Here is a 25,529-nt window from a genome sequence, read left to right on the forward strand (position 1 = left end):
ATGGCGACGCTCACCGAGGCGCCCCCGCCTCTCTCCCCGACGGCCCCCGAGCAGAAGCCGCCGCGCAAGCGCGGGCGCTGGACGCCGTACTGGCTGCTGCTGCCCGGTCTGCTCTGGCTGGTCGTGTTCTTCGCGCTGCCGATGATCTACCAGGCCTCCACGTCCGTGCAGACGGGCTCCCTGGAGGAGGGCTACAAGGTCACCTGGCACCTGGCGACCTACTGGAACGCGCTGAGCGAGTACTGGCCGCAGTTCCTGCGCTCGGTCCTCTACGCGGGCGCCGCCACGATCCTGTGCCTGGTGCTGGGCTACCCGCTGGCCTACCTGATCGCCTTTCGCGCGGGGCGCTGGCGCAACCTGATCATGATCCTGGTGATCGCGCCGTTCTTCACCAGCTTCCTGATCCGCACCCTCGCCTGGAAGACGATCCTCGCGGACGGCGGCCCGGTCGTCGGCGCCCTCAACACGCTGCACGTCCTGGACGTCACCAGCTGGCTCGGCTGGACGGCAGGGGACCGGGTCCTGGCCACACCGCTCGCGGTGGTCTGCGGACTGACCTACAACTTCCTGCCGTTCATGGTCCTGCCGCTCTACACCTCGCTGGAGCGCATCGACGGGCGCCTCCACGAGGCCGCGGGCGACCTGTACGCCAAGCCGATCACCACCTTCCGCAGGGTCACCTTCCCGCTGTCGATGCCGGGCGTGGTCTCCGGCACGCTGCTGACCTTCATCCCCGCGGCCGGCGACTACGTCAACGCCGAGCTCCTCGGCTCGACCGACACCCGCATGATCGGAAACGTCATCCAGACGCAGTTCCTGCGAGTGCTGGACTATCCGACGGCGGCCGCCCTCTCCTTCATCCTCATGGCCGCGATCCTTCTCATGGTCACCTTCTACATCCGCAGGTCCGGGACGGAGGATCTGGTCTAAATGCCCTTCGTCAACTGGCTCAAGCGCCATTTCGTGGTTATCGCGGGACTTCTCACACTCGCGTATCTCCTGCTGCCGAACATCGTCGTCACGGTGTTCTCCTTCAACAAACCGAAAGGCCGCTTCAACTACCAGTGGCAGCAGTTCTCCACGGACGCCTGGAAGGACCCGTGCGGCGTCGCAGGGCTCTGCGGCTCGCTCTCGCTCAGCCTCCAGATCGCTCTCTGGGCGACGGTCGGCGCCACGGTCCTCGGCACGATGATCGCCTTCGCGCTGGTCCGCTACCGCTTCCGCGCGCGGGGCGCCGTCAACTCGCTGATCTTCCTGCCGATGGCGATGCCCGAGGTCGTCATGGCCGCCTCGCTGCTCACCCTGTTCCTCAACCTGGGTGCACAGTTGGGTTTCTGGACGATCCTCATCGCGCACATCATGTTCTGCCTCAGCTTCGTCGTGACGGCCGTCAAGGCACGCGTCATGTCGATGGACCCGCGCCTGGAGCAGGCCGCCCAGGACCTCTACGCCGGACCGGCGCAGACGTTCCTGCGCGTCACCCTGCCCATCGCCGCCCCGGGAATCGCCGCGGGAGCGCTGCTCGCCTTCGCGCTCTCCTTCGACGATTTCATCATCACCAATTTCAACGCGGGCTCGACCGTCACCTTCCCCATGTTCGTCTGGGGTTCGGCACAGCGCGGAACGCCCGTTCAGATCAACGTCGTCGGCACGGCCATGTTCCTCGTCGCCGTACTGTTCGTCCTGATGTCGATGGTCATCGGAAACCGTCGGCACAAGCAAAAGGCATAAAGCTCAAAGCTCTGTAGGGAGTTGAAATCATGGCCCCAAGCGCCATGAACCGGTGGATCACTTCTCTTTCCGACGCGCAGCCGGTCCCGTACTGGCTTGAAGACCCCGGCAAGCCGCACCCCGAGCCCGCGCTCACCGGCGCCGAGACCTGCGACCTGCTGGTCGTCGGCGGCGGCTACAGCGGACTGTGGACCGCGCTCGTCGCCAAGGAGCGCGAGCCGCAGCGGGACGTGGTGCTGCTGGAGGGCCGCGAGGTGGGCTGGGCCGCCTCGGGCCGCAACGGAGGCTTCTGCGCGGCCTCCCTCACCCACGGCCTGCCCAACGGGCTGGCCCGCTGGCCGGACGAGATCCACAAGCTGCAGGAGCTGGGCGAGCGCAACCTCGACGAGATCGAGGCGGCGATCGCCCGGCACGGCATCGACTGCGACTTCGAGCGCACCGGCGAGATCGACGTCGCGACTCAGACGTACCAGGCGTGGGAACTGCGCGACTGGTACGACGAGCTCGACCGCAGGGGACTCGCCGAGGGCCTGGAGTTCCTCGACGCAGACGCGGTCCGCGAGCAGGTCGCCTCGCCCACCTTCGAGGCGGGCCTGTACGACCGGCGGGGCGTGGCCATGCTCCACCCCGCCAAGCTGGCCTGGGGCCTGAAGCAGGCGTGCGTCCGGCTGGGCGTCCGCGTGCACGAGCACACGCCCGCGCTGGACCTGAAGCCGTACGGCACCGGGATGGCCGTACGCACGCCGTACGGCCGGGTCCGGGCCCGGCAGGTCGCCCTCGGCACGAACATCTTCCCGAACCTGGTCAAGCGGGTGCGGGCGTACACCGTCCCGGTCTACGACTACGCGCTGATGACCGAACCGCTCACCGCCGGGCAGCTCGACTCGATCGGCTGGAAGAACCGGCAGGGTCTCGGGGACAGCGCCAACCAGTTCCACTACTTCCGGCTGTCCGCCGACAACCGGATCCTGTGGGGCGGGTACGACGCGATCTACCCCTACGGGGGCCGGGTGCGCGCCGAGTACGACGACCGGCCGGAGACGTACGCCAAGCTCGCCGGGCACTTCTTCGGCTGCTTCCCGCAGTTGGAGGGCGTCCGTTTCACCCACGCGTGGGGCGGGGCGATCGACACCTGCTCGCGCTTCTCGGCGTTCTTCGGGACGGCGCACCAGGGGAAGGTGGCGTACGCCGCCGGATACACCGGTCTGGGTGTCGGAGCCACCCGGTTCGGCGCCGAGGTGATGCTGGACCTGCTGTCCGGGGAGACCACCGAGCGGACGTCCCTGGCGATGGTCCGCAAGAAGCCGCTGCCCTTCCCGCCCGAGCCGTTCGCCTGGACGGGCATCGCCCTCACCAAGTGGTCGCTGGCCCGCGCCGACGCGCACGGCGGCCGACGCAACCTGTGGCTGAAGACGATGGACCGGCTGGGGCTGGGCTTCGACAGCTGACTCCTTCTGTCCCCGACGCACCCCCACTGCCCCAAGGGCGTGGGTGGTGCCCCAGGTCGCGTGCCCGCCCTTCCGCGCGCTCCCCGGCAATCAGTCGGAACCACCTGGGCCGCGGTGTCGCTACTCCGTCGACGTCGTCTTCAACGCCAGCCACAGCTCCATCCGGACGTCCGGATCGTCCAGCGAACGCCCGAGGATCTCCTCCACCCGCCGCATCCGGTAGCGAAGGGTGTGCCGGTGGACGCCCAGGTCGGCCGCCGCCGCGTCCCACTGGCCGTGCCGGGAGAGCCATGCCCGCAGGGAGGCCACCAGATCGCCGCGGCCGGTCGCGTCGTGCTCGTGCAGGGCGCGCAGCAGGCCGTCCGCGAACGCCTTCACCGCGTCGTCCGCGAGAAGGGGCAGCACGGAGCCCGCCGCGAGCTGCTCGTGCTCCACGAGGACCCGGCCCCGGCGCCGCGCCACGGACAGCGCCTGCTCGGCCTGCTTGTACGCCGCTGCCGCCGCGATCGGCCCGGCCGGCGCCGACAGACCGACGACCAGCTCGTTCTCGTCCCCTCCCTCGCCGCTCCCGCGCGTTGCCTCCAGCGCCGTCGCGTACCGCGTGCACGCCGCCACGGCCGCGCCGCCGTCCGTGGCCAGCGCCACCAGCCGCTCGCCCTGGGGCACCACCAGCACGGCCTCCCCGGCCCGGGCGGCCGCCGACTCGACGACCTCGGCGAGACCGCCGCACGGGTCCCCGGCCGCGTCGACCGGCACGCGCGCGTGCGACCCCTGCGCCGCCGACGCAGTCGCCGCGGGCCCTCGTCCGTGTCCCTCGGCGTGCGCCCGCGCGGCCGACGTCGGCGCCGGCTCGGCGACGATCACCCGGAACGGGGCGTCGAGCAGATCGCCGTACAGGTCCCCGGCGACGGCCCGCGCGTGGTCCGGTTCGCCCGCCAGCAGCATGCGAAGCACCGCCGCGCCGATCCGCTGCTGTGCCGCCTGTAGGGAGCGGGAGCGTTCCGTGGTGAGGGTGAGCAGGGCGATGGCCGAGTGGACGGCGTACCGCTCGGCCGTGCCGGGAGCCGACGCAGTGCCGACGGCGAGCGTGGCACGCGGGCGCCGGCCGGTGCCCAGGGAGTGCAGCTCGACCCGGTCGTCGTGGTGGTCGTCGGGCCCGGAGCGCTCCGGGCCGCCGCCCCCGACGACCGCCGAGGCCGGGGCCGGCCGTTCCCGCAGCCGCTCCACCTCCGCCGTGAGCCGCGCTGCCCGCCGGCCCGCCCACTCCGGCGCGGCCGCCACGACGGTGCCCGACGCGTCGTACAGCGCCGCCCACCCGTCGACCTGGGCGGCGAGGGCGCCGAGCAGCCCCTCCGCGCCATCCGTCAGCGCGTGCTTCGTCAGCTCGCGCTGGGCCGCGAAGCCGGCCGTCACCGCCCGGTACTGGTCGGCCGCGATCGCCGCCGACACCGCCTTGCTGATCGCGAGGAAGGGTGTGCGGCGCGGCACCTCCAGCAGGGGCAGGCCCTCCTCCACGGCCGCGTCCACCAGCGCCTTCGGGATGTCCTCGTAGTTGACGCCGACGGCGAAGCCCAGCCCGACCACCCCCGCCTTGGCCAGCCGCTTCACATAGCGCCGCATGACCTCCGGGTCCTCCGCGTCCAGTTTGAGCGCGGTGATCAGCAGCAACTCCCCGCCCTCCATGTACGGCACGGGGTCCGCGAGCTCGCTGACGTGCGCCCAGCGCACCGGCACGTCCAGACGGTCCTCGCCCGCCCGCACGGTCAGCTTCAGCGCGGAGTGGTGGACGAGCGAGGCGAGCGTGGGAGGCATGGGGCCCTCGGGTCGGGGGAGCGATCGGCGGTGATCGGCGTGACGGGCGACGTGATCTTTTGGCCGCCGCGTATGAACGGCCTACACCGATTCTGCCTCACTGTATGGACCGATGGACCCGGACGTTTCTTCAACCCCGCAGGTCCACCAGCAGCGGCGGCGCGTGCTCGCCCTCCACGCTCGTCAGGGACAGCACCGCGTGGCCGGGCGGCACCTCGTGCGCCAGCCGGGACGCCGACCAGCGCTCCCGTTCGACCTGGCGCACGGTCACCGCGTCCGTGGTCACCGCCTTGCCGGTCACCAGCTTGCGCAGGGCGTGGATGGCGCGGGTCATCGGCTGGTCGGCGAAGACGGTGTGCTTGGCGACCTCGGTGGTCTCCACCCACTCGGTTCCCCAGGTCTGCGCGAACCTGCTGCCGTCCCAGGTGGTGATGCCGGAGAACGCCATCCGGCAGCCGACGGCCCCGTACAGCGGCCCGTGCAGCGACTCGGGGACGTCGCCGACCGTGCGCAGGGCGAGCACCACGCCCGCGTTCTGCGAGCGCAGCCGCTGGAGCCGGCGCACCGACCCGTCGGTGACCGTCCCCGTCGCGTCGTCCAGGACCAGACAGGCGAAGTGGCCGCGCCGCTCCCGTACGACGGTGTGGAACTGGGCGAGGACCAGCCGGGTGATCAGCCGGGCGGCCTCCTCGTGGCCCCGCTCGGGCAGGTCGATACGGACCCGCAGCGGGTGGTGGGCGACGGCGCGCAGCGAGAACGCCCGGTGCGCGTTGCTGCCACCGCCGAAGAACTCCGCGAACACCGGTCGGTTCAGCAGCGCCAGCCGGTCGGCGAGGGCCCGGCCGACGTCGCCCGGCGTCCCCGTCTGCCGGATGCGCGCCTCCAGCTCGCGGCGCATCACCTCGTCACCGGCCACCGCCTCCCGCAGCGCGGACAGCGCGCCCGGCTCGCCCTCCAGGAGCTCGCGCAGCTCGGGGAGGGTGGGGAAGCAGCCGTGCACGGCCCGGTAGGGGCCGAGGATCTGGGCGAGTGCCGTGGCCGCGCCCTGGCCGCTCACCGTGTCGAGATCGCCGACCAGCGCCTCGGCGAGGAGCGCGGCGGCCTCGTCCGGGTCGTCGGACTCCGCGTAGGGGTCGAGGTCGTGCACGGACGACGGGTCGCCGATCCGGACGATCACGTCGAACGCGGAGTCGGCGCCGAGCGGGCCGCCGCCGGGCGAGGACACCGCGACGACGGCGCACGCCCCGGTGAGCGCCTGGAGAGCCAGCGCCTCGGTCAGCGGCTCGATCAGCGTGCGCGTCTTGCCCGAGCCGGACGGACCGACCGCCAGCAGCGAGGTGCCCAGCACGTCCGGGCCGAGCGCGGCGCCCGCGTCGTGATAGGTCACCGGCGTGCGCTCGGCGGCCACCCAGCGGCCGATCCGCACCTGCCCGGCGAGCAGGTCGTGGCGGCCGGTGCGCCGGGGCAGGTCGCGGGCGCCGGAGGGGTGGGCCCAGGCCGCCCCGCCCTGCCGCAGCACGGTGTCCCGGAAGTCGGGCAGCCCTGCCGTCCACGCCCGCCGCACCCGCGCGCAGTCGACGTCGTTCATGCGCCCGGCGGCGACCTCGCCGGTCAGCAGCTCGGCCGCCTCGTACTGCCCCGCGTCCCGCAGCTCGGGCCACTGGGCACGAGGGCGTTCGGCGGTGGGCACGCGGTGGTCGGGCCCGGCGTGCCGGGCGGCGAGTCGTTCCTTCGCATACGGCAACCAGCCGCCGAACCGGGCGAACGGCCACACCACCAGCAGCGTGATGACCGCGTACAGCGTGTTCGTGAACAGGGGGGAGGCGAACAGTTCGTAGCTGCCGGAGATCAGCACGATGAGCGAGAACAGCGGGTCGACGACCGGCAGGGGGTCCCAGCCGACGCCGAAGGCGCCGGGGAAGACGAAGCTCAGCGTGGCGAGGGCGCCGAGCAGGGCGAGCAGGGCGCGGGCGGGCTGCGGGCGGCGGCCGACGAAGTGGCGTACGGCGTGCGGCCAGCTGCCCAGCCGGCCCATGGCGTAGACGAGGACGGCGAAGAACACGCCGTCGTAGACGACCCGCGCCTCGGCGCCCTCCATGGTCTTCGCGGAGGCGATCGTGCCGCCCCACCACCAGTCGTCCGGCGTGAACAGTCGCAGCAGGGTGAACTGGTACGGCATGCTGCCCCGCCGCCACAGCGACCACAGGACCAGCGCGACCACCAACGGGACCAGCATGCCGACGACGGTCACGGGCGCGAGCCGCTCCGCCGCCGCCCGAGCCGCCTTCGGCAGCCGGTACCCGAAGCGCCAGATGCCGGGTTTCGCGGCGGGCCGCTCCTCGTTCAGCCACTCCGCGACGGCGGAGGAAGAGGGCCTTGCCGCTGGGGCATGGGCAGGCCGCGGCGGCAGCTTCGGCGGCCCCGCCGGGCGCGGCACAGGATTCGCATGCGTACCCCGCGCGTCCTGCGTCCCGTCGCTGTCCATCGCCCCTGCCCCCTGACCAGCCGTTCCGTCCACCATCAGCGAGTCAATCTAACGCGCCCACAAGGGGAGTTCACCGCTTACGTGGCCGGACCTGCGACGATCACCGCCCGCCCGTCACTGTCCACGACGGACAACCGGCGTCGCCGACACCGCCCACATGGAGCATGCCCACCCTCCGTTCCCCGTCCTAGCCTGCGAGAAAAGAAGGCAAGCGTCCGCAAAGCCCCCGTTCGCAGACCCCTGGAGCCCCTCATGAACGCCCTTCCGCAGGAGCGCCGCGTCGTCACCGCCATCCCCGGCCCGAAGTCGCAGGAACTGCAGGCCCGCCGTACCGCCGCGGTCGCGGCCGGCGTGGGCTCGGTGCTTCCTGTCTTCACCGCGCGCGCGGGCGGCGGCATCATCGAGGACGTCGACGGCAACCGTCTGATCGACTTCGGCTCCGGCATCGCGGTGACCTCCGTCGGCGCTTCCGCCGAGGCCGTCGTACGCCGGGCCACCGCGCAGCTCGCCGACTTCACCCACACCTGTTTCATGGTCACCCCCTACGAGGGCTACGTGGCGGTCGCCGAGGCGCTCGCCGAGCTCACGCCGGGGGACCACGCCAAGAAGTCCGCGCTGTTCAACAGCGGCGCCGAGGCCGTCGAGAACGCCGTCAAGATCGCCCGCGCGTACACCAGGCGCCAGGCGGTCGTCGTCTTCGACCACGGCTACCACGGCCGGACGAACCTGACGATGGCCCTGACCGCGAAGAACATGCCGTACAAGCACGGCTTCGGCCCGTTCGCGCCCGAGGTCTACCGCGTCCCGGTCGCCTACGGCTACCGCTGGCTGACCGGTCCGGAGAACGCTGGTGCGGAGGCCTCCGCCCAGGCCATCGACATGATCAACAAGCAGATCGGCGCGGACAACGTGGCCGCGATCATCATCGAGCCGGTGCTCGGCGAGGGCGGCTTCATCGAGCCCGCCAAGGGCTTCCTCCCGGCCATCAGCAAGTTCGCGTCCGACAACGGCATCGTCTTCGTCGCCGACGAGATCCAGTCGGGCTTCTGCCGCACCGGCCAGTGGTTCGCCTGCGAGGACGAGGGCATCGTCCCGGACCTGATCACGACGGCCAAGGGCATCGCGGGCGGCCTTCCGCTCGCCGCGGTGACCGGCCGCGCCGAGATCATGGACGCCGCGCACGCGGGTGGCCTGGGCGGCACCTACGGCGGCAACCCGGTGGCCTGCGCGGGCGCGCTCGGCTCGATCGAGACGATGAAGGAGCTCGACCTCAACGCCAGGGCGAAGGCGATCGAGGCGACGATGAAGTCCCGTCTCTCCGCCATGGCAGAGAAGTTCGACATCATCGGCGACATCCGCGGCCGCGGCGCGATGATCGCCATCGAGCTGGTCAAGGACCGTACGACGAAGGAGCCGAACGCCGAGGCGACGGCCGCGCTCGCCAAGGCCTGCCACCAGGAGGGCCTGCTCGTCCTGACCTGTGGCACCTACGGCAACGTGTTGCGCTTCCTGCCGCCGCTGGTCATCGGCGAGGACCTCCTCGACGAGGGCCTCGACATCATCGAGCAGGCTTTCGCGCGCATCTGAGCCCGGGCATCGCACAGCTGATTCCCACCGGTCGCAGAGGGTGTGAAGAAGGTGTGCGGGGAGGATGGCGGGACGGGATACGGCCTGTCGAACCGCCTGCCCCTGCCGTAGGTTCTACCCAGATGAGAGATACACCCCGCCCACAGGGGACTGTGGGTGGAACCCAGGCCGGGGCCTCCCCAGCTTCGACCTGGTCGTGCCATCGCGCACACAACCGGAGCTTCCAGCTTCGGATCTCCACACCGATCGGACGGTCGCCCGCCCCAAACCCCCCGGGGCGGCCGGCGTTTCCGGTCCGGACGGCCACCCCGGAACCACCCCCCCTGTTCCGGGGTGGCCGACCTCCTTCTCAGGTGCAGACCACGGAAAGCGGACCCCGGATTCGTTCCGGGGTCTTTTTTCCGAAGGGGCTGCGATACGCTACGTCTCGTCTCGATCCGGCGTCGGCGAAGCGTTCCCTCGGTTTCTCCCTGCCCGGTGGAGGTGCCCGGCTCGGGGCGCGTCCTGCCCTGCCCGGTGCACGCCCCGCCGGCCGCCGCGATCCTGGACCACACCGCCCGGACCTCCGTTCGCGGGGGCGACGGCTCCTGACAAGCTGGGGCCCATGTCGTCCCGCGTTCGCCCGCAGATCCTGCTGGGCCTGCCCGCTCTGCTGTTGGTGCTCATCACCTGGCAGGTCGCCGCCGACGGGCCTCTCCTGCGCCCGGACGAGCGCCTCAGCCGTGCCCTCGTCCACCCGGACCGGGCCGCCGAGCTGCTGTCCGATCTGGGGAACGTACAGGTCGCGGTGCCCGTCCTGGTGCTCGCCGCGGCGTATGCGGCTTGGCGGGGCCGGGTGGCGGGCGGGGCGCGGTGGTGGGTGCCGTCCCTCGCCGCGCTCGCACTGATCGTGTTGGTGCCGCTGATCGTCGTCCCCCTGAAGGAGTGGACCGACCGGCCCGGCACGCCCGCCGTGCCACCGGCGACCGGCTACTACCCCTCCGGACACACGGCGACGGCGGCCGTCGCCTACGGCTCGGCGGTGATGGTCCTGCTGCCGTGGCTGCGCGGCGCGTTCGCCCGCCGGGCTGCCGTCGTCATGAGCGCCCTCCTCGTCCTGGCCGTCTCGTTCGGCCTGGTCCGGCGGGGCTACCACTGGCCGCTGGACGTCGTCGCCAGCTGGTGTCTGTGCACGGTGCTGCTCGGGGCGCTTTGGCTCTTCCTGGAGCGGGAGCGGCTCCGGAGGGCAGCGAGCCGACCGTGCCAAACCGGCGCACCCCCGCCGTCCACCAGGACGACTCGGACAAGCGACCCTTCGGCCCCCCGCCCCTACCGTGGAGCACGGAAACCACAGGACACCCCCTAAGCGGAAGGGCCGGGACTCGCATATGCCCCAGGAAAAGAATGTGGGGGCCACCCACGCCTTCTGGCTCGCCGGCCGCCAGGTCACCGGCGCGGACAGCTTCGACGTCACCTCCCCGTGGGACGGCCGGCTCGTCGGCAAGGTCAGCGTGCCGACGGACGCCCAGGTCGAGGAGGCCGTGGCCGCCGCCCACGCCGTGCGGGACGAGTTCGCCGCCACCCCCGCCCATGTGCGCGCCGCGGCCCTCGACCACGTCAGCAGGCGGCTCGTCGAGCGCACCGAGGAGATCGCCCGGCTGATCTCCGCCGAGAACGGCAAGCCGATCAAGTGGGCGCGCGGCGAGGTCGGGCGCGCGGTCTCCGTGTTCCGGTTCGCCGCCGAAGAGGCCCGGCGGTTCAACGGCGGCGAGGCCCAGCGGCTCGACACCGACCTCGGCGGGCAGGGGCGGCTCGCCCTCACCCGGCGCTTCCCCAGGGGTGTCGTGCTCGGCATCGCGCCGTTCAACTTCCCGCTGAACCTGTGCGCCCACAAGATCGCCCCGGCGATCGCGGCCGGCGCGCCGATCATCCTGAAGCCCGCCCCGGCGACCCCGCTCTCCGGCCTGGTCATCGGCGACCTGCTCGCCGAGACCGAGCTGCCGGCCGGCTCCTGGTCGATCCTCCCGGTCTCCAACGACCGCATGCCCGCCCTCGTCCAGGACGAGCGCCTGCCGGTCATCTCCTTCACCGGCTCCGAGAAGGTCGGCTACGCGATCATGGACTCGGTGCCGCGCAAGCACTGCACCCTGGAGCTGGGCGGCAACGGCGCGGCCGTCGTCCTCGGCGACTACGCGAGCGACGCGGACCTCGACTGGGCCGCGACCCGCATCGCGACGTTCTCCAACTACCAGGGCGGCCAGTCCTGCATCTCCGTGCAGCGGGTCATCGCGGACGCCTCCGTGTACGACCGGCTGCTGCCGCGCATCGTCGCCGCCGTCGAGACCCAGGTCACCGGTGACCCGAGCGACGACACGACGGACGTCGGGCCGCTGGTCAGCGAGGACGCGGCCAAGCGCGTCGAGACATGGGTGGACGAGGCCGTCGCGGCCGGCGCCTCCCTTCTCGCGGGCGGCAAGCGCGACGGAGCCTCCTACGCGCCGACCGTCCTCACCGACGTACCGGCGGACACCAAGATCGCCTGCGAGGAGGTCTTCGGGCCGGTCCTCACCGTGCAGAAGGTGGACGGCGAGGCCGAGGCCTTCGCGGCCGTCAACTCCTCCAAGTACGGCCTCCAGGCGGGCGTGTTCACGCACGACGTCCAGGTGGCCTTCCGGGCCCACCGCGCGCTGGAGGTCGGCGGTGTGGTCGTCGGTGACGTGCCCTCCTACCGCGCCGACCAGATGCCGTACGGCGGCGCCAAGCAGTCCGGGGTGGGGCGCGAGGGCGTGCGGTTCGCGATGGAGGACTACACCTACGAGCGCGTGCTGGTCCTGACGGGGCTCGCCCTCTAGGACAGGCTCTCCAGGACAGGTGGTCCCGGACAGTCGGTCCCGGACAGCCGGGACGGCCGCTAGCTAATGGGAACCATTTTCATATAGCCTCGGGGTGGCGCGAAAACGCCGTCCCCGAAGGGGTCCGGCACCGATGCCTTCCGGTGCCGGACCCCTTCTTCGTGTCGGCGCTTCCCCGGCCCCTCAACCGGAGAAGCCGACATGCGCGAGCCGCAGGGGGCCGCGCAGCCTGAGGTGCAGGTCGTGGACGCCCTCGACGGTGAAGGGCGCGTCGACGTCCACGTAGTCGTACGGTCCCGGCGTGGGCGTGGTGACCCTCACCGTGGCCAGGGCCGGGCCGCCGCCGAGCGACAGCTCGACCGTGCCCGAACCGGCCACCGTCACCGTCGCACGCGTAGTACCGGTGCCGGTGCCCGTGCCGAAGTCGCAGGCGCGGTAGACCAGTTCGCCCGTTCCGTCCGCCATCTCCGTCTCCGGCGTCACCGCGTCGCCCGAAACCTTCGTGCGGTCGACGATCTCCGTGCCGCTCTGCTCGTCGAAGTCGGCGGCCTCCAGGCCGCGTCGGCGGGCCGGGCGCGGGGCGGACGGCTCGCCCTCCAGCGTGACGGTCCCGCGGAGGCGGACGTCCGCGCTGGACGCGCCGACCAGGGCGTCGTAGGAGCCGGACTCCAGCCGCCACCGGCCCCACGCCACGTCCCAGAACGCGAACGCGGACAGTGGGACCTCCAACGACAGCTCCGCCTTCGCGCCGGGGGCGAGGGTGACCCGGCGGTGGTCGAGCAGCTCGCGGCGCGGCCGGGTGACCGACGGGTCCACGGCGCGCGTGTAGAGCTGGGCGACCTCGTCGGCCGTCACGTCCCCGGTGTTGGTGACCGTGAAGGCCACGTGCACCGCGCCCTCCTCGACGCGCACCGCCAGGTCGGCGTAGGAGAACGACGCGTACGACAGGCCGTGCCCGAACGGGAACAGCGGGGCGCCCTCGAAGTAGAGGTACGTCTGGCGGGCGCCGATCACGTCGTAGTCGAGGAGGTCGGGCAGGTCGGCGTCGTCTGCGTACCAGGTCTGGGGGAGGCGGCCGGCGGGGGAGACGTCACCGGCCAGGACGCGCGCGAGGGCGGTGCCCGCGGCCTGGCCGCCGTGCGCCGTCCACAGCACCGCGGACAGCGGTCCCGGCTCGATCGCGTACGGATACGCCGACACCAGCACCAGCACCGTGCGCGGATTCGCCGCCCGGGCCGCAGCCAGCAGCCGCTCCTGCTGGGCGGGGAGCCGGAGCGTGGTGCGGTCCTCGGTCTCGCGGCCGTTGAGGTGCGGGTCGTTGCCCGCCACGACCACGACCACGTCGGCCTCGGCCGTGACACGGGTCACTGCGTCCTCGCCGCTTTCGACGACGATGACCTCGAAGACCTCGGGATTCTCCTCGGCAACCCGCACGCCGTCGGCGGCGACACAGACGTGGCGACCCGTTCCCAAGTGCCGGAGGAGGTGACCGTTCTCGTGGGGTTCGAGGCGGAACGTCTCCTGGACGACCCAGCCGCCGGGCTGGTCGGCGGAGGCGCGCAGGAAGCCGTCCTCGGCGACGGAGAGATAGCGGCCGTCGGGGGCGCGGAGCGTCAGCACGTCCTCGCCCCAGTCGACGAGCGCGAACTCCGTGCCGGCGATGCCGTCCGTGGTGAGCGGGGGGAGGTCCGTGCGGCCGGCGAGCAGCGCCGGGTCCAGGGCGCCCTCGGCGCCGCGCACCTCGTCGGTGGCCTCGGGGGCGGTGGGGACCTTCAGGAACGTTCCCGCGGAGGTCTTCAGCAGGACCCGGTCCACGCCCTCCGCGAACTCGACCCGCTCGGCCCCGAACCGCTCGTACAGCCCCTCCAGGGGAGTGCAGCGGTGGATCAGGGTGCCGCTGTACCAGTCGAGCTTGCACTCGTCGGCGAGCAGACCGACCACCGCGATCCGGGTGTCGGCGGCCAGCGGCAGCACGCCGTCGTTGCGCAGCAGCACGATCGCCTGCTCCGCGGCCTCCCCGGCGAGGACGCGATGGGCCGGGGTGTCGAACTCGCCGGTGCCCGCGTGCGGGTCGTAGTGCGGGTCGAACTCGCCCAGCCGGAAGCGGACCGAGAGCTGACGGCGCACCGCCGCGTCGACGTCGGCCTCGGTCAGCAGGCCCTGCTCCAGGGCGCCCCTCACCCGGGCGACGATCTTCGAGCCGTCGGTGCCGTGGTCGGTGAAGCTGTCCACGCCGGCCACCAGCGCCGCCGCCGTCGCCTCCTCGTGGGTGTCGAAGTAGTGCTCGGAGTCGACCAGGTTGGAGGGCGCGCCCGCGTCCGAGCAGACCAGCAGCTCCTCGTCCGTCCAGGCCCGCAGATGCTCGCGCAGATACGGCGAGACGTGGTTGGGGCGGCCGTTGACCAGGTTGTACGCCGGCATCACCCCGGCCACCGCGCCCGCCTCGACGGTCTCCTTGAAGGCGCGCAGGTCGTACTCGTGCAGCACGCGCGGGCGGACCGAGGACGAGGTGACGTCCCGGCCCGTCTCGTTGTTGTGGGCCAGCCAGTGCTTGAGGACGGGGGCCGTGCGCCAGTACGTCGGATGATCACCGCGCAGCCCGTGCGTGTAGGCGGTGGCGATGGCGGAGGTGAGCTTCGGGTCCTCGGAGTATCCCTCCTCGTTGCGGCCCCACAGCGGGTGACGCAGCAGGTTGACCGTGGGGGACCACACGTTGAGGCCGACGCGCTCGTCGCGGGCGCGCATCGCCCGGACCTCCTTCGACACCGCCTCGCCGACCCGGCGCACGAGGTCGGTGTTCCAGGTCGCGCCCAGCCCCACGGCCTGCGGGAACACCGTGGCCGGACCCATCCAGGCCACGCCGTGCAGCGCCTCCTGGCCGGTGCGGAACGCGGCGATGCCGAGCCGCTCGACGGCGGGTGCGAACTGGTGCAGGAAGGAGACCTTCTCGTCCGGTGTCAGCCGCGACAGCAGATCGTCGATGCGCTTCGCGAACGGCAGCTGCGGATCGCGGAAAGGCGGCGTGGGCGTCGGGTGTGCGGTCACTTGGAGATCCCTTTGCGATGGAGCGGGAAGGCTCTTTCGAAGCGCTTCGATGCTCATTCGACGCACGGGCGGGTGTCAAGAGGACCTCGCCGCTATTTCAAGCAGCGCATACGGACAGGTCACCCGTGATACCTCGGAGGAATGTTTGAGGCGACCCTTGTGCACCCCCGGGTGTTCACTTAACCTCGCAGCAACATCGAAGCGCTTCGACTGAAAAGCAGCGTGACATTCGTCGGGGGACCCGCTTCAGCTCAGCCAGTTCCACTCGAGACACCGCAGCCGACGGCCACCGCCGGGTGTCCTGGTGCGCCATGAAGGGTTGACGCAATGACGCCGAACGCCGCTTCCGCCTCCTCCGGGCCCAGCCGGAGAAGCTTCCTCGCCTCCACTGCGGTCGCCACCGCAGCGGTGGCGGGCGGGATGCCGCTGCTTGCCGCCTGCGGGGATTCGGGCGGCGGCGAACGCGAGGGGGCCACGTCGGGCAAGGCTGCTGACAAGCTGCTCCCGACGTTCGTCGCCAGCACGGTCGCCAATCCCGACCTTCCGTCGAAGAACGGCTCGGCCGCCGGCTACACCGGCAAGGTCGACCTCGCGGCCCTGCAGGCCTCGGTCCCGGACAAGCTCGGCACCGGCGCTCCCTTCAAGATCATGTCCCCGTTCTGGGGCTCCCCGCCGAAGGCCGGCTGCGCCTACTACAAGGCGCTGGACGCCGCCGCGGGCACCAAGATCACCTGGCAGAACCAGGACGGCAACACCTACGGCCAGAAGCTCGGCGCCGTCCTCGCCTCCAGCTCCATACCGGACATGGTGGTCGTGCCCGGCTGGGAACTGGTCGGCAAGATCGCGAACGCGGTCACCGCGAAGTTCATGGACCTCGGCCCCTACCTGGCGGGCGACAAGGTCAAGAAGTACCCGAACCTGGCCGCGATCCCCTCCGACGCCTGGCGCATGGGCATCTTCGGCGGCGCGCTGCGCGGCATCCCGATGCCGGCCGCCACCGCGTCCTTCATCGTGCCGTACTACCGCAAGGACATCTTCGACAAGAAGGGCTACACCGTCCCCAAGTCGCCCGACGAGTTCCTCAGCTGGGCCAAGGAGGCCACCAGCGCCAAGGCCAAGGTGTGGGCCTGCGGCGACATGTCGTGGAGCGCCTTCAACATCTTCGGCGTCCGCGCCTCCGGGACGCTCGGCTGGAACATCGGCGACGACGGCAAGCTGACATACCGCGTCGAGCAGCCCGAGTACCTCGAAGCCCTGGAGTGGACCCGCAAGCTGTTCGACGCGGGTGTGGTCCACCCCGACGACAAGGCGCGCTCGGGCGACGTGGGTAACCGTTTCACCGCCGGGCAGATCCTCGTCTACAACAACGACATGTCCCACTGGTACGGCAAGACCACCGAGCAGGCCGCGTCCAACCCGGACTTCGTGATCGACGGCATGGACATCTTCGGCGCCGACGGCGGCGACCCCAAGCTGTGGGCGGCTCAGCCCGCCGGCATCTGGTCGATGATCCGCAAGGGCGCCTCGAAGACGACGATCGAGAACGCGCTGGCCGCCGCCGACTTCTCCGCCGCGCCCTACGGCACCAAGGAGCGGATGCTCGTCGACTACGGCGTCGAGGGCACCCACTACACGGTCAAGGACGGTGTCCCGGTCAAGAACGACCTGGGCAACTCCGAGGTGGTCAACGCCTGGGTCATGCTGGCCGCACCGGCCGCCTACTACGCCCACCCCGACTTCCCGGACGTCGCCCGCAAGCAGGTCGAGTGGCAGCAGCGGATGGGCGCCTTTATGAAGAAGACCTCCACCTTCGGCATGAACATCGTCGAGCCGACCCGCTACGCCAACCTCTCCAGCCAGTTCGAGCAGCTGGAGATCGACTACGTGCGCGGGAACCGCAAGCTGTCGGACGTACAGGCGGCCATCTCCACCTGGAAGTCCTCCGGCGGCGACAAGCTGCGCGACTGGTACAAGCAGCTCATCGACAAGAACGGCAGCGGCAACTGATGTCTCTCACGGCCGGGAGCAGGCCCGACGGGACCCGTCCCGCCGCGGCCGTCGACGAACCGACGGCCGCGGTCGCCGAGGCGGCGGCTTCGGCGAAGGAGCGGGTGCCGCGCAAGGCAGGAAAGGCCGTCAAGGTCCCCTTCCGGGTCCGGCTGCGCCGCGACCGCGCGCTCATCCTGATGACGCTGCCCGTCATCCTCCTGCTCCTGCTCTTCAACTACGTCCCGCTGCTGGGCAACGTCGTCGCCTTCCAGGACTACGACCCGTACATCTCCAGCAACGGCGTCACCGCGATCTTCCACAGCCCCTGGGTCGGCGTCGAGCAGTTCTCGCGGATGATCGACGATCCGCTGTTCTGGAGCGCCGCGAAGAACACCATCGTGCTGTTCGTGCTCCAACTGGTGCTGTTCTTCCCGATCCCCATCGCCCTCGCGCTGCTCATCAACAGCGTGGTCCGGCCCCGGGTGCGGGCCGTGGCGCAGGCGATCATGTATCTGCCGCACTTCTTCTCGTGGGTCCTCGTGGTCACCGTGTTCCAGCAGATCTTCGGCGGCGCGGGCATCATCGCCCAGACCCTGGAGAACCACGGCTGGACCGGCTTCGACCTGATGACCAACGCCGGCCTCTTCAAGTACCTGGTCACCGCGCAGGCCGTCTGGAAGGACGCCGGCTGGGGGATCATCGTCTTCCTCGCCGCGCTGGCCGCCGTCAGCACCGACCTGTACGAGGCCGCCGCCATGGACGGCGCCGGGCGCTGGCGTCGCATGTGGCACGTGACGCTGCCCGCGCTGCGCCCGGTGATCGCGCTGCTGCTGGTCCTCAGGGTGGGCGACGCGCTGAGCGTCGGCTTCGAGCAGTTCCTGCTCCAGCGGGACGCGGTCGGGGTCGGGGCCAGCGAGGTCCTCGACACCTACGTGTGGAACATGGGTATCCAGAACGGCGACTTCAGCTACGCGGCCGCGGTCGGCCTCGTCAAGGGAGCCATCGGATTGTGTCTCGTCCTTGGTGCGAACAAGTTCGCGCACCTGCTCGGCGAGCAGGGGGTGTACCAGAAGTGAGCCTCAACACGCAGCTCGTCCGCAGCCTCCAGGCCCCCGCCCGCCCCGCGTGGGAGGAGGAGCCCAACAAGGCCGGCCTCACCGCGAAGGGCGGCGTCCTGGTCCTGTGCTGCCTGGCGGTGCTCGGTCCGCTGTGGATCGTGATCGTCACCAGCCTCTCCCCGAAGCCGGTGATCGACCGGGTCGGCGGCCTCGTCGTGATCCCCCAGGGCATCACCTTCGTCAACTACACCGAACTGCTCAGCGGCGGCCAGGTCAGCCGGGCGATCATGGTCTCGGTCGGTGTCACGCTGGCCGGCACGCTGTTCTCGATGACGGTGTCGGTGCTCGCGGCCTACGGTCTGTCGCGGCCGGGGAGTCTGGGGCACCGGTTCTTCCTGGTGACCATGATGGCGACCATGTTCTTCGGGGCCGGCCTCATCCCGACGTACCTTCTGGTGCAGTCGCTGGGCCTCACCGACACCTATCTGTCCCTGATCCTGCCGAGCGCGGTCAGCGTCTTCAACATCCTCGTCCTGCGGGCCTTCTTCATGGGCATCTCGCCCGAACTCACGGAGTCCGCGCGGATCGACGGGGCCAGTGACCTGCGCATCCTGCTGACCATCATCATGCCGCTGTCGCGGGCGGTGCTGGCCGTCATCTCGCTGTTCTACGCGGTCGGCTACTGGAGTGCCTGGTTCAACGCGTCCATCTACCTCACCGACCAGGAGATGATGCCGCTGCAGAACGTGCTCATCCAGCTGGTCCAGAAGAACACCGAGGCGCCGACCGGCCTTCAGCAGGCGGTCCGCACGGGGCAGCTTTCCGCCCTCGGGCTGCAGATGTCTGTCATGGTCCTCGCGCTGATCCCCGTCGCGGTCGCATCGCCGTTCGTCCAGCGGCACTTCAAGAAGGGCATGTTGACGGGCGCGGTGAAGGGTTGACCTGCGCCTGATCGGTGGCGTGCCTGTGGTTGTGCGGCGACTGCGGGTTCGTTGTGGCTGGTCGCGCCCACGCGGCGGAGCCGCATATCGATAGGGCCCGCGCCCCTGGGTGTGTTCACTCCCCCCTAGTTCAGAGCGAGGTTTGTCATGCTTACGTCCCGCCTCAGTCGGCGTGCCGTTCTTGCCGGGAGTGCGGCCGCTGCCGCGCTCACCGCACTGCCCGTAACCCAGGGACGTGCGCATGCCGTTGAGGCCGCCGCCCCCGCCTACCGCTGGCGCACCGCCGTCATCGGCGGCACCGGATTCGTCACCGGCGTCCTCTTCCACCCCACCGTCCGCGGTCTCGCCTACGCCCGTACCGACATCGGCGGCGCCTACCGCTGGGACGACGGAGCCGCCCGCTGGACCCCCCTCACCGACCACCTCGGCTGGGACGACTGGAACCTCCTCGGGGTCGAGGCCCTCGCCGTCGACCCCGCGCACCCGAACCGCCTCTACCTCGCCCTCGGCACCTACGCCCAGTCCTGGGCCGGCAACGGCGCCGTCCTGCGCTCGGAGGACCGCGGTGCCACCTGGGCCCGTACCGACCTCGCCGTGAAGCTGGGCGGGAACGAGGACGGTCGGGGCATGGGGGAGCGGCTGCTGGTCGACCCGCGCGACAGCGACACGCTGTGGCTCGGGACGCGGCACGACGGGCTGCTCAGGTCGACCGACCGAGGCGCGACCTGGGCAGCCGCCACCGGCTTTCCGGGCACGCCGAGCGCGAGCGGCCAGGGCGTCACCCTCCTCGTCGCCGCCGGCCGCACCCTCTACGCCGGCTGGGGCGACTCCGACGGAACCACCGCCAACCTGTTCCGCACCGCCGACGGCAGTACCTGGGAAGCCGTGCCCGGGCAGCCGTTCGGCACCGCCGCCAAGGTCCCCGTCCGCGCCGCCCACGACTGCCACACCCGTGAGCTGTACGTGACGTACGCCAACGCGCCCGGCCCGGGCGGCCAGTCCGACGGCAGCGTGCACAAGCTGGCCACGGCCACCGGCAAGTGGACCGACGTCACGCCGGTGAAGCCGGGCGGCACCACGAGCGACGGCTCCTCGGACACCTTCGGCTACGGCGGCGCTGCCGTGGACGCCCGTCGCCCCGGCACCGTCGTCGTCTCCACCAACAACCGCTGGGCGGCGGTCGACACCCTGTACCGGACCACGAACGGCGGCCGCACCTGGACGTCCCTGAAGGACTCGGCGGTCCTCGACGTGTCCGAGACCCCGTTCCTCACCTTCGGCGCCGACCAGCCCAAGTTCGGCTGGTGGATCCAGGCCGTCGCCGTCGACCCGTACGACTCGCAGCACGTCCTCTACGGCACCGGCGCCACGCTCTACGGCACCCGCGACCTGAAGCACTGGGCCCCGCAGATCCGCGGCCTGGAGGAGACCTCCGTGCGCCGGCTGATCTCGCCCCCGACCGGGGAGGCGCACCTGATCAGCGGCCTGGGGGACGTCGGTGTGATGTACCACGAGCGGCTCACGGCGTCGCCGTCGCGGGGCATGGCGACGAACCCCGTGTTCGGGTCGGCGACGGGACTCGCGCAGGCCGCGGCCAGGCCGTCGTACGTCGTCCGCACCGGCTGGGGCGACCACGGCAACGGCGCCTGCTCGAACGACGGCGGCAAGTCCTGGTCGCCCTTCGCCGCTCAGCCCGCCCTCGCCAAGGACGCACCGGGGCCGATCGCCACCAACACCGACGGCAGCGTGCTGCTGTGGACCTTCGTGCACTGGGACGGCACCAAGTACCCCGCGCAGCGCTCCGCGGACAACGGCGCCACCTGGTCCGAGGTCTCCTCCTTCCCCAAGGGCGCCACCCCGCTTGCCGACCCGGCCGACCCGACGCGCTTCTACGCCTACGACACCGACACGGGAACCCTGTTCGCCAGCACGGACGGTGGCCGTACCTTCACCGGGCGCGCGAGCGGACTGCCCTTTGGCGACAGCCAGTTCCAGCTGGCCGCGGCCCCGGGGCGCTCCGGCGACCTGTGGCTGAGCACCAAGTGGAACGGCCTCTACCGGTCCACCGACGGCGGGGCGACCTTCACCAAGCTCACCAGCTGCTGGGCCTCGTACACCCTCGCCTTCGGCAAGGCCGCCGCCGAGGGGGACTACCCGGCGATCTACCAGGTCGGCTCCACGGAGGCGATCACCGCCGTGTACCGCTCCGACGACGGCGCGCAGACCTGGGTGCGGATCAACGACGACCAGCACCAGTGGGGATGGATCGGCGCGACCATCGCCGCCGACCCGCGGATCCACGGCCGCGTCTACATCGCCACCAACGGGCGCGGCATCCAGTACGGGGAGCCCGTCTGATGCCGGCCCCCGACCGGCCCGGCCTCGCCGACGCCACCCGTGGCCGCATTCTCTTCGGCGGCGACTACAACCCCGAGCAGTGGCCCGAGGAGACCTGGCACGAGGACGTCCGGCTCATGAAGGACGCCGGCGTCAACTCCGTCACCCTCGGCGTCTTCTCCTGGGCGAAGCTCGAACCCGAGCCGGGCGCACGGGAGTTCGGCTGGCTGGACCGGCTCATGGACCTGATGCACGACCACGGCATCGGCGTCGTCCTGGCCACCCCCACCTCCGCCCCGCCCCCGTGGCTGGGCCGGCTGCACCCGGACACCCTGCCCCGCGACGAGAACGGCGACGTCGAATGGTGGGGCGGCCGGCAGCACTTTTCGCACTCCAGCGCCACCTACCGCCGCTACGCCGCCGCCATCACCGAGGACCTGGCCGCCCGCTACGGCGGCCACCCCGCCCTCACCATGTGGCACATCAACAACGAGTACTGCACCGCCGACCACGGCGACGAGGCGGCCGCCGCCTTCCGCCGCTGGCTGCGCGACAGGTACGGCACGCTCGACGCCCTCAACACCGCCTGGGGCACGGCCTTCTGGAGTCAGGGCTACGACAGCTGGGACGCCGTCCTGCCCGCCCGCCGCACCCACTACCTGAAGAACCCCGCCCAGGTGCTGGACTTCCGGCGCTTCACCTCCGACGCGCTCCTGGAGTGCTACGTCGCCGAACGCGACATCGTCGCCCGGCACACCCCGCACATCCCGGTCACCACCAACTTCATGCCGCTCTTCTTCGGCCAGGACGCCTGGCGCTGGGCCGAGGAGGAGGACGTCGTCTCGGTCGACCTCTACCCCGACCCGCGCGACCCGCTCGGCGCCCAACACGCGGCTCTCGTGCAGGACTTGACCCGGTCCCAGGCCCGCGGCCCCTGGATGTTGATGGAACAGGCGGCCGGTCCCGTCAACTGGCGTGGGGTGAACCACCCCAAGCCGCGCGGCCTCAACCGCCTCTGGTCCCTCCAGGCCGTGGCCCGCGGTGCGGACGCCGTCTGCTACTTCCAGTGGCGCCAGTCCCGGCAGGGCGCCGAGAAGTTCCACTCCGGGATGGTCAGCCACGCGGGCGAACAAGGCCGCACCTTCCAGGAGGTCAAGCAGCTCGGTGTCGAACTGGCCCGCGTCAGCTCTGAGGTGACGGATCGTCATGTCACTGCGGACGTCGCGATCCTGCACGACTGGCACGCATGGTGGGCCGGCGCCCAGGACGGCCGCCCCTCCACCCACGTCGACCACCCGGCCGTCCTGCACGCCTGGCACCGCGCCCTGTGGGAGGCCCACCTCACCACCGACTTCGCCCACCCCGAGCACGACCTCACCGGCTACCAACTGGTTGTCGTCCCGCAGCTGTACGCGATGACGGACGCGGCGATCGACAACCTCCTCACCTACGCCCGCCGCGGCGGCACCCTCGTGGCGGGCTTCCTGACCGGTGTGGCCGACGAGGACGACCGGGTCCGTCCCGGCGGCATGGACGCCCGGCTGCGCGAGCTGTTCGGCATCCGTACCCTGCACGAGTGGTGGCCGCTGGAGTCGGGGGAGGGCGTCGAGACCGACGGCTTCCGCGGAACTCTTTGGTCGGAGGAGCTGGAAGCGGCCGCACAGGACGCGGTGGAAACCGTCTACAAGGGCGGCGAGCTCGACGGACTGCCCGCCGTCCTGCGCAACGACCGCGCCTGGTACCTCTCCACCCTCCCCGAGCCCGACGCCTTGCGCGCACTGCTCGCCCGCATCGCCGCCGACGCGGGCGCCCGGCCCGTCCTCGAAGGCCTCCCGCCGGGCGTCGAGGCCGTACGCCGGGGCGAGCTGCTGTTCCTGCTCCACCACGGCCGCGAGCCGGTCACCGTCGAGCTCCCGGGCACCCACCACGACCTGCTGACCGGGACGACGGTCACGGACGAGGTCACGCTGGACCGCTACGGCGTGGTGGTGTTGCGCTCATGACCAACGTCTCGTCCCGCGCCCACCCCGCTCGCCCGCGCACCGACCGCCCCGTGCACGGAACCCATGAGTACCAGCCCGCCTTCCGCTGGGAGGACGCCTTCCTCAGCGGCAACGGCCACCACGGCACCCTCACGTTCGGCGACCCGTTCGACGACCGGGTCGTCGTCACGCACCACACCCTGGTCCGTCCCAACGGTGCCGAACACGCCCGCCCGCCCGAGCTCGCCGCCGAACTCACCTCCCTCCAGGACAAGTTGCTGGCCGGAGAGTGGAAAGCCGCCGAAAGCTTCACCGACGGCCGGTCCCTGCAGTGGGTCCAGCCCTTCCACCCGGCCTTCCAGATACGGCTGCGCAGAGCGCCCTCGGACGAGCCGCGCCGCTACCGCATGCGCTCCGTCGACTTCACCACCGGCGAGACCAGCGCCACCTGCGTGGGCGGCACCAGCCGGGTCTTCGTCTCCCGCGCCGACGACGTGATCGTCCAACAGGTCACCGGCCTCGACCTGGACATCTCCCTGGACCACCGGCTCCCGGGCGCGCCCGCCGACCTCGCCGTCGGCCAGGGCTCCGTCCTCACCCCGGACGGCGCCCTGCTCACCCTGCGCGCCCGCTACCCCGGCAGTGACCGCGCCTACACGGGCGTGACCCTCGTCGTCGCCACCGGCGGCCGCGCCGAACTCACCCTCCCCGGCGTGCGGGTCACCGGCGCCGAGTCCGTGCTGCTGCTCACCCGCGTGCGCCGGCACACCGGCGAACTGGACGTCATCGGGGAACAGCGCGCCCTCGGCGACCTGCCGCACTCCTACGACGACCTGCTCGCCCGCCATCTCCCCCTGCACCGCACCGCCTACGACCGCGTCACGCTCGACCTCCACGCCGACCCGGGCGAGCGCGGTCTCCCCGGCTCCGAGCTGCTGGAACGCCCCCGCAGCGCGGCTCTCCTGGAGCGCCTCTTCGCCGCGGGCCGCTACCACCTCCTGTCCTCCTCCGGCCTCAACCCGCCCCGCCTTCCGGGCCTGTGGACCGGCGACTGGGACACGGCCTGGGCAGGGGCCTTCACCAACGACGCCAACGTCAACCTCCAGACCGCCTCCGCCGCCTCCGCAGCCCTCCCCGAAGTCACCGACGCCCTCGCCTCTCTGATCCACCGCCAGTTCGCCGACTGGCGCGAGAACGCCCGTGCGGTCTTCGGCGCCCGGGGCGCGGTCGCGCCCGCCCACACCGACGGCGAGTCCGGGCTGACGTACCACTTCAGCCGTGAGTACCCCCTGCACCTGTGGACCGCCGGCGCCGACTGGCTGCTCAAACCGCTCGTCGACCACGACGAGACCCGCGGCGCCCGCGACCCTCGCACCGCCGCCGCCCTCGCCGAAGTCGCCCGGTTCTACGAGGACTTCCTCACCCGGACCGACCCGGACGACCCCGACGGCCACCTCGTCGTCGTCCCCTCCTACTCGCCCGAGAACCGGCCCGCGGGCGCGAGCTGGGGTGCCCTCAACGCGGCCATGGACCTCTCGGCGGCCCGGCACGCCCTGCTCACCGCCGCCGCGTACCACCCGGAGAACCCCGGCCGGGCCGACCGCTGGCGCGCCCTCGCCGACCGCCTCCCGCCCCACCGGACCAACGCCGACGGCGCCCTCGCCGAATGGGCGTGGCCCGGCCTCGACGACACCTACGACCACCGCCACCTCAGCCATCTCTACGGCGTCTGGCCCCTGGACGAGATCAACCCCTACGACACCCCGCGTCTCGCGGCCGCCGCCCAGCGCGCCCTCGAACTGCGCGGCGCCGAGAACGACTCCGCGCACGGCCACCTCCACCACGCGCTGATCGCGGCCCGCCTGCGCGACGGCCACCGGGTCGCCCACGCCCTCGGCGCCGTCCTGGACGGCGACTTCTTCCACGCCTCCCTGATGAGCGCCCACTACCCCCGCCGCGACGTCTACAACGCCGACGCCGCGCACACCCTGCCCGCCGTGCTGATCGAGACGCTCGTCCAGTCGACCCCCGACCGGCTGGTCCTGCTGCCCGCGCTCGACCCCGCCCTCCCCACGGGCGAACTCCGGGGCGTGCGCACCCGTTTCGGCGCCGAACTCGACCTCACCTGGGGCCCCGACGGCGCCCGGGCCGTCCTGAAGCCGCACCGCAGCCACCGCATCGAAGTCCGGACTTCCTCCGGCGACGGCGACAGCGACGCACAGCCGCTCGACCTCGTCGCCGGAGAAGACCACGTTCTCACCCTGGGGACGTGGTGACTCCCCC

At 71.6% G+C, this 25,529-nt stretch carries 15 protein-coding genes and 1 pseudogene; 13 read left to right on the forward strand and 3 right to left on the reverse strand.

Translation table 11 applies throughout. The features are described from left to right. Genes OG289_RS35850 through OG289_RS35860 form a run of 3 tightly spaced genes read left to right on the forward strand, consistent with a single transcriptional unit; the run spans position 1 to position 3,179 of the window. Positions 1–930, forward strand: coding sequence for an ABC transporter permease (locus OG289_RS35850; RefSeq protein ID WP_327318179.1), 930 nt, complete (start codon positions 1–3; stop codon positions 928–930). After that, positions 931–1,731, forward strand: a complete 801-nt coding sequence (locus tag OG289_RS35855; RefSeq protein ID WP_327318180.1) for an ABC transporter permease — start codon at positions 931–933, stop codon at positions 1,729–1,731. A 29-nt stretch (positions 1,732–1,760) separates the two neighbouring features. Further along, positions 1,761–3,179 carry an NAD(P)/FAD-dependent oxidoreductase gene (locus OG289_RS35860; RefSeq protein ID WP_327318181.1) on the forward strand — a complete coding sequence of 473 codons (1,419 nt, stop codon included), beginning with the start codon at positions 1,761–1,763 and terminating at the stop codon, positions 3,177–3,179. Between the two features lie 120 nt (positions 3,180–3,299). On the opposite strand, the gene OG289_RS35865 is transcribed toward OG289_RS35860, so the two are convergent. Together OG289_RS35865 and OG289_RS35870 are read right to left on the reverse strand one after the other, a co-directional pair. After that, positions 3,300–4,991 (reverse strand): PucR family transcriptional regulator, encoded by a 1,692-nt coding sequence (locus OG289_RS35865; RefSeq protein WP_327318182.1) that lies wholly within the window; start codon positions 4,989–4,991, stop codon positions 3,300–3,302. 130 nt (positions 4,992–5,121) lie between these two features. Then, entirely contained in the window at positions 5,122–7,476 is a 2,355-nt protein-coding gene (locus OG289_RS35870) for an ATP/GTP-binding protein (RefSeq protein ID WP_327318183.1), read from the reverse strand. 252 nt (positions 7,477–7,728) lie between these two features. Here OG289_RS35870 and gabT point away from each other — a divergent pair, with 252 nt between their 5' ends. The 4 genes and pseudogenes from gabT to OG289_RS35890 all read left to right on the forward strand — a co-directional run bounded on the left by gabT (position 7,729) and on the right by OG289_RS35890 (position 11,894). Then, a complete protein-coding gene (gabT, locus tag OG289_RS35875; protein WP_327318184.1) occupies positions 7,729–9,063 on the forward strand; it encodes a 4-aminobutyrate--2-oxoglutarate transaminase in 1,335 nt (444 codons plus the stop codon). A gap of 122 nt (positions 9,064–9,185) precedes the next feature. Beyond that, positions 9,186–9,403, forward strand: a pseudogene (locus tag OG289_RS35880) (phosphatase PAP2 family protein); the annotation flags it as partial. Positions 9,404–9,667: 264 nt separating this feature from the next. After that, positions 9,668–10,408, forward strand: a complete 741-nt coding sequence (locus OG289_RS35885) for a phosphatase PAP2 family protein (RefSeq protein ID WP_327320904.1) — start codon at positions 9,668–9,670, stop codon at positions 10,406–10,408. 40 nt (positions 10,409–10,448) lie between these two features. Then, the gene (locus OG289_RS35890) at positions 10,449–11,894 is read left to right on the forward strand and encodes an aldehyde dehydrogenase family protein (RefSeq protein WP_327318185.1); all 1,446 of its coding nucleotides are present in this window, start codon (positions 10,449–10,451) and stop codon (positions 11,892–11,894) included. A gap of 183 nt (positions 11,895–12,077) precedes the next feature. On the opposite strand, the gene OG289_RS35895 is transcribed toward OG289_RS35890, so the two are convergent. Further along, positions 12,078–14,939, reverse strand: coding sequence for a glycoside hydrolase family 3 C-terminal domain-containing protein (locus OG289_RS35895; protein ID WP_327318186.1), 2,862 nt, complete (start codon positions 14,937–14,939; stop codon positions 12,078–12,080). A 327-nt stretch (positions 14,940–15,266) separates the two neighbouring features. Here OG289_RS35895 and OG289_RS35900 point away from each other — a divergent pair, with 327 nt between their 5' ends. From OG289_RS35900 to OG289_RS35925, 6 genes are all read left to right on the forward strand, one after another. Next, positions 15,267–16,946, forward strand: coding sequence for an extracellular solute-binding protein (locus OG289_RS35900; protein ID WP_327318187.1), 1,680 nt, complete (start codon positions 15,267–15,269; stop codon positions 16,944–16,946). Beyond that, positions 16,946–18,004, forward strand: a complete 1,059-nt coding sequence (locus OG289_RS35905) for an ABC transporter permease (protein ID WP_327318188.1) — start codon at positions 16,946–16,948, stop codon at positions 18,002–18,004. Before OG289_RS35900 ends, OG289_RS35905 begins: the two co-directional genes overlap by 1 nt. Then, positions 18,001–18,927: a carbohydrate ABC transporter permease gene (locus OG289_RS35910; RefSeq protein ID WP_327318189.1), complete on the forward strand. Its 927-nt coding sequence runs from the start codon at positions 18,001–18,003 to the stop codon at positions 18,925–18,927. The genes OG289_RS35905 and OG289_RS35910 overlap by 4 nt, the downstream gene beginning before the upstream one ends. A gap of 147 nt (positions 18,928–19,074) precedes the next feature. Further along, positions 19,075–21,285, forward strand: coding sequence for a 1,4-beta-glucanase (locus OG289_RS35915; protein ID WP_327318190.1), 2,211 nt, complete (start codon positions 19,075–19,077; stop codon positions 21,283–21,285). Continuing rightward, a complete protein-coding gene (locus tag OG289_RS35920; protein ID WP_327318191.1) occupies positions 21,285–23,267 on the forward strand; it encodes a beta-galactosidase in 1,983 nt (660 codons plus the stop codon). Before OG289_RS35915 ends, OG289_RS35920 begins: the two co-directional genes overlap by 1 nt. Next, on the forward strand, positions 23,264–25,522 hold the full coding sequence (locus OG289_RS35925) for a glycosyl hydrolase family 95 catalytic domain-containing protein (protein WP_327318192.1): 2,259 nt from the start codon (positions 23,264–23,266) through the stop codon (positions 25,520–25,522). The genes OG289_RS35920 and OG289_RS35925 overlap by 4 nt, the downstream gene beginning before the upstream one ends. The last annotated feature ends 7 nt before the right edge of the window (positions 25,523–25,529 follow it).

Origin of the sequence: Streptomyces sp. NBC_01235 (assembly GCF_035989285.1) — a bacterium.
Taxonomy (GTDB): Bacteria; Actinomycetota; Actinomycetes; order Streptomycetales; family Streptomycetaceae; genus Streptomyces.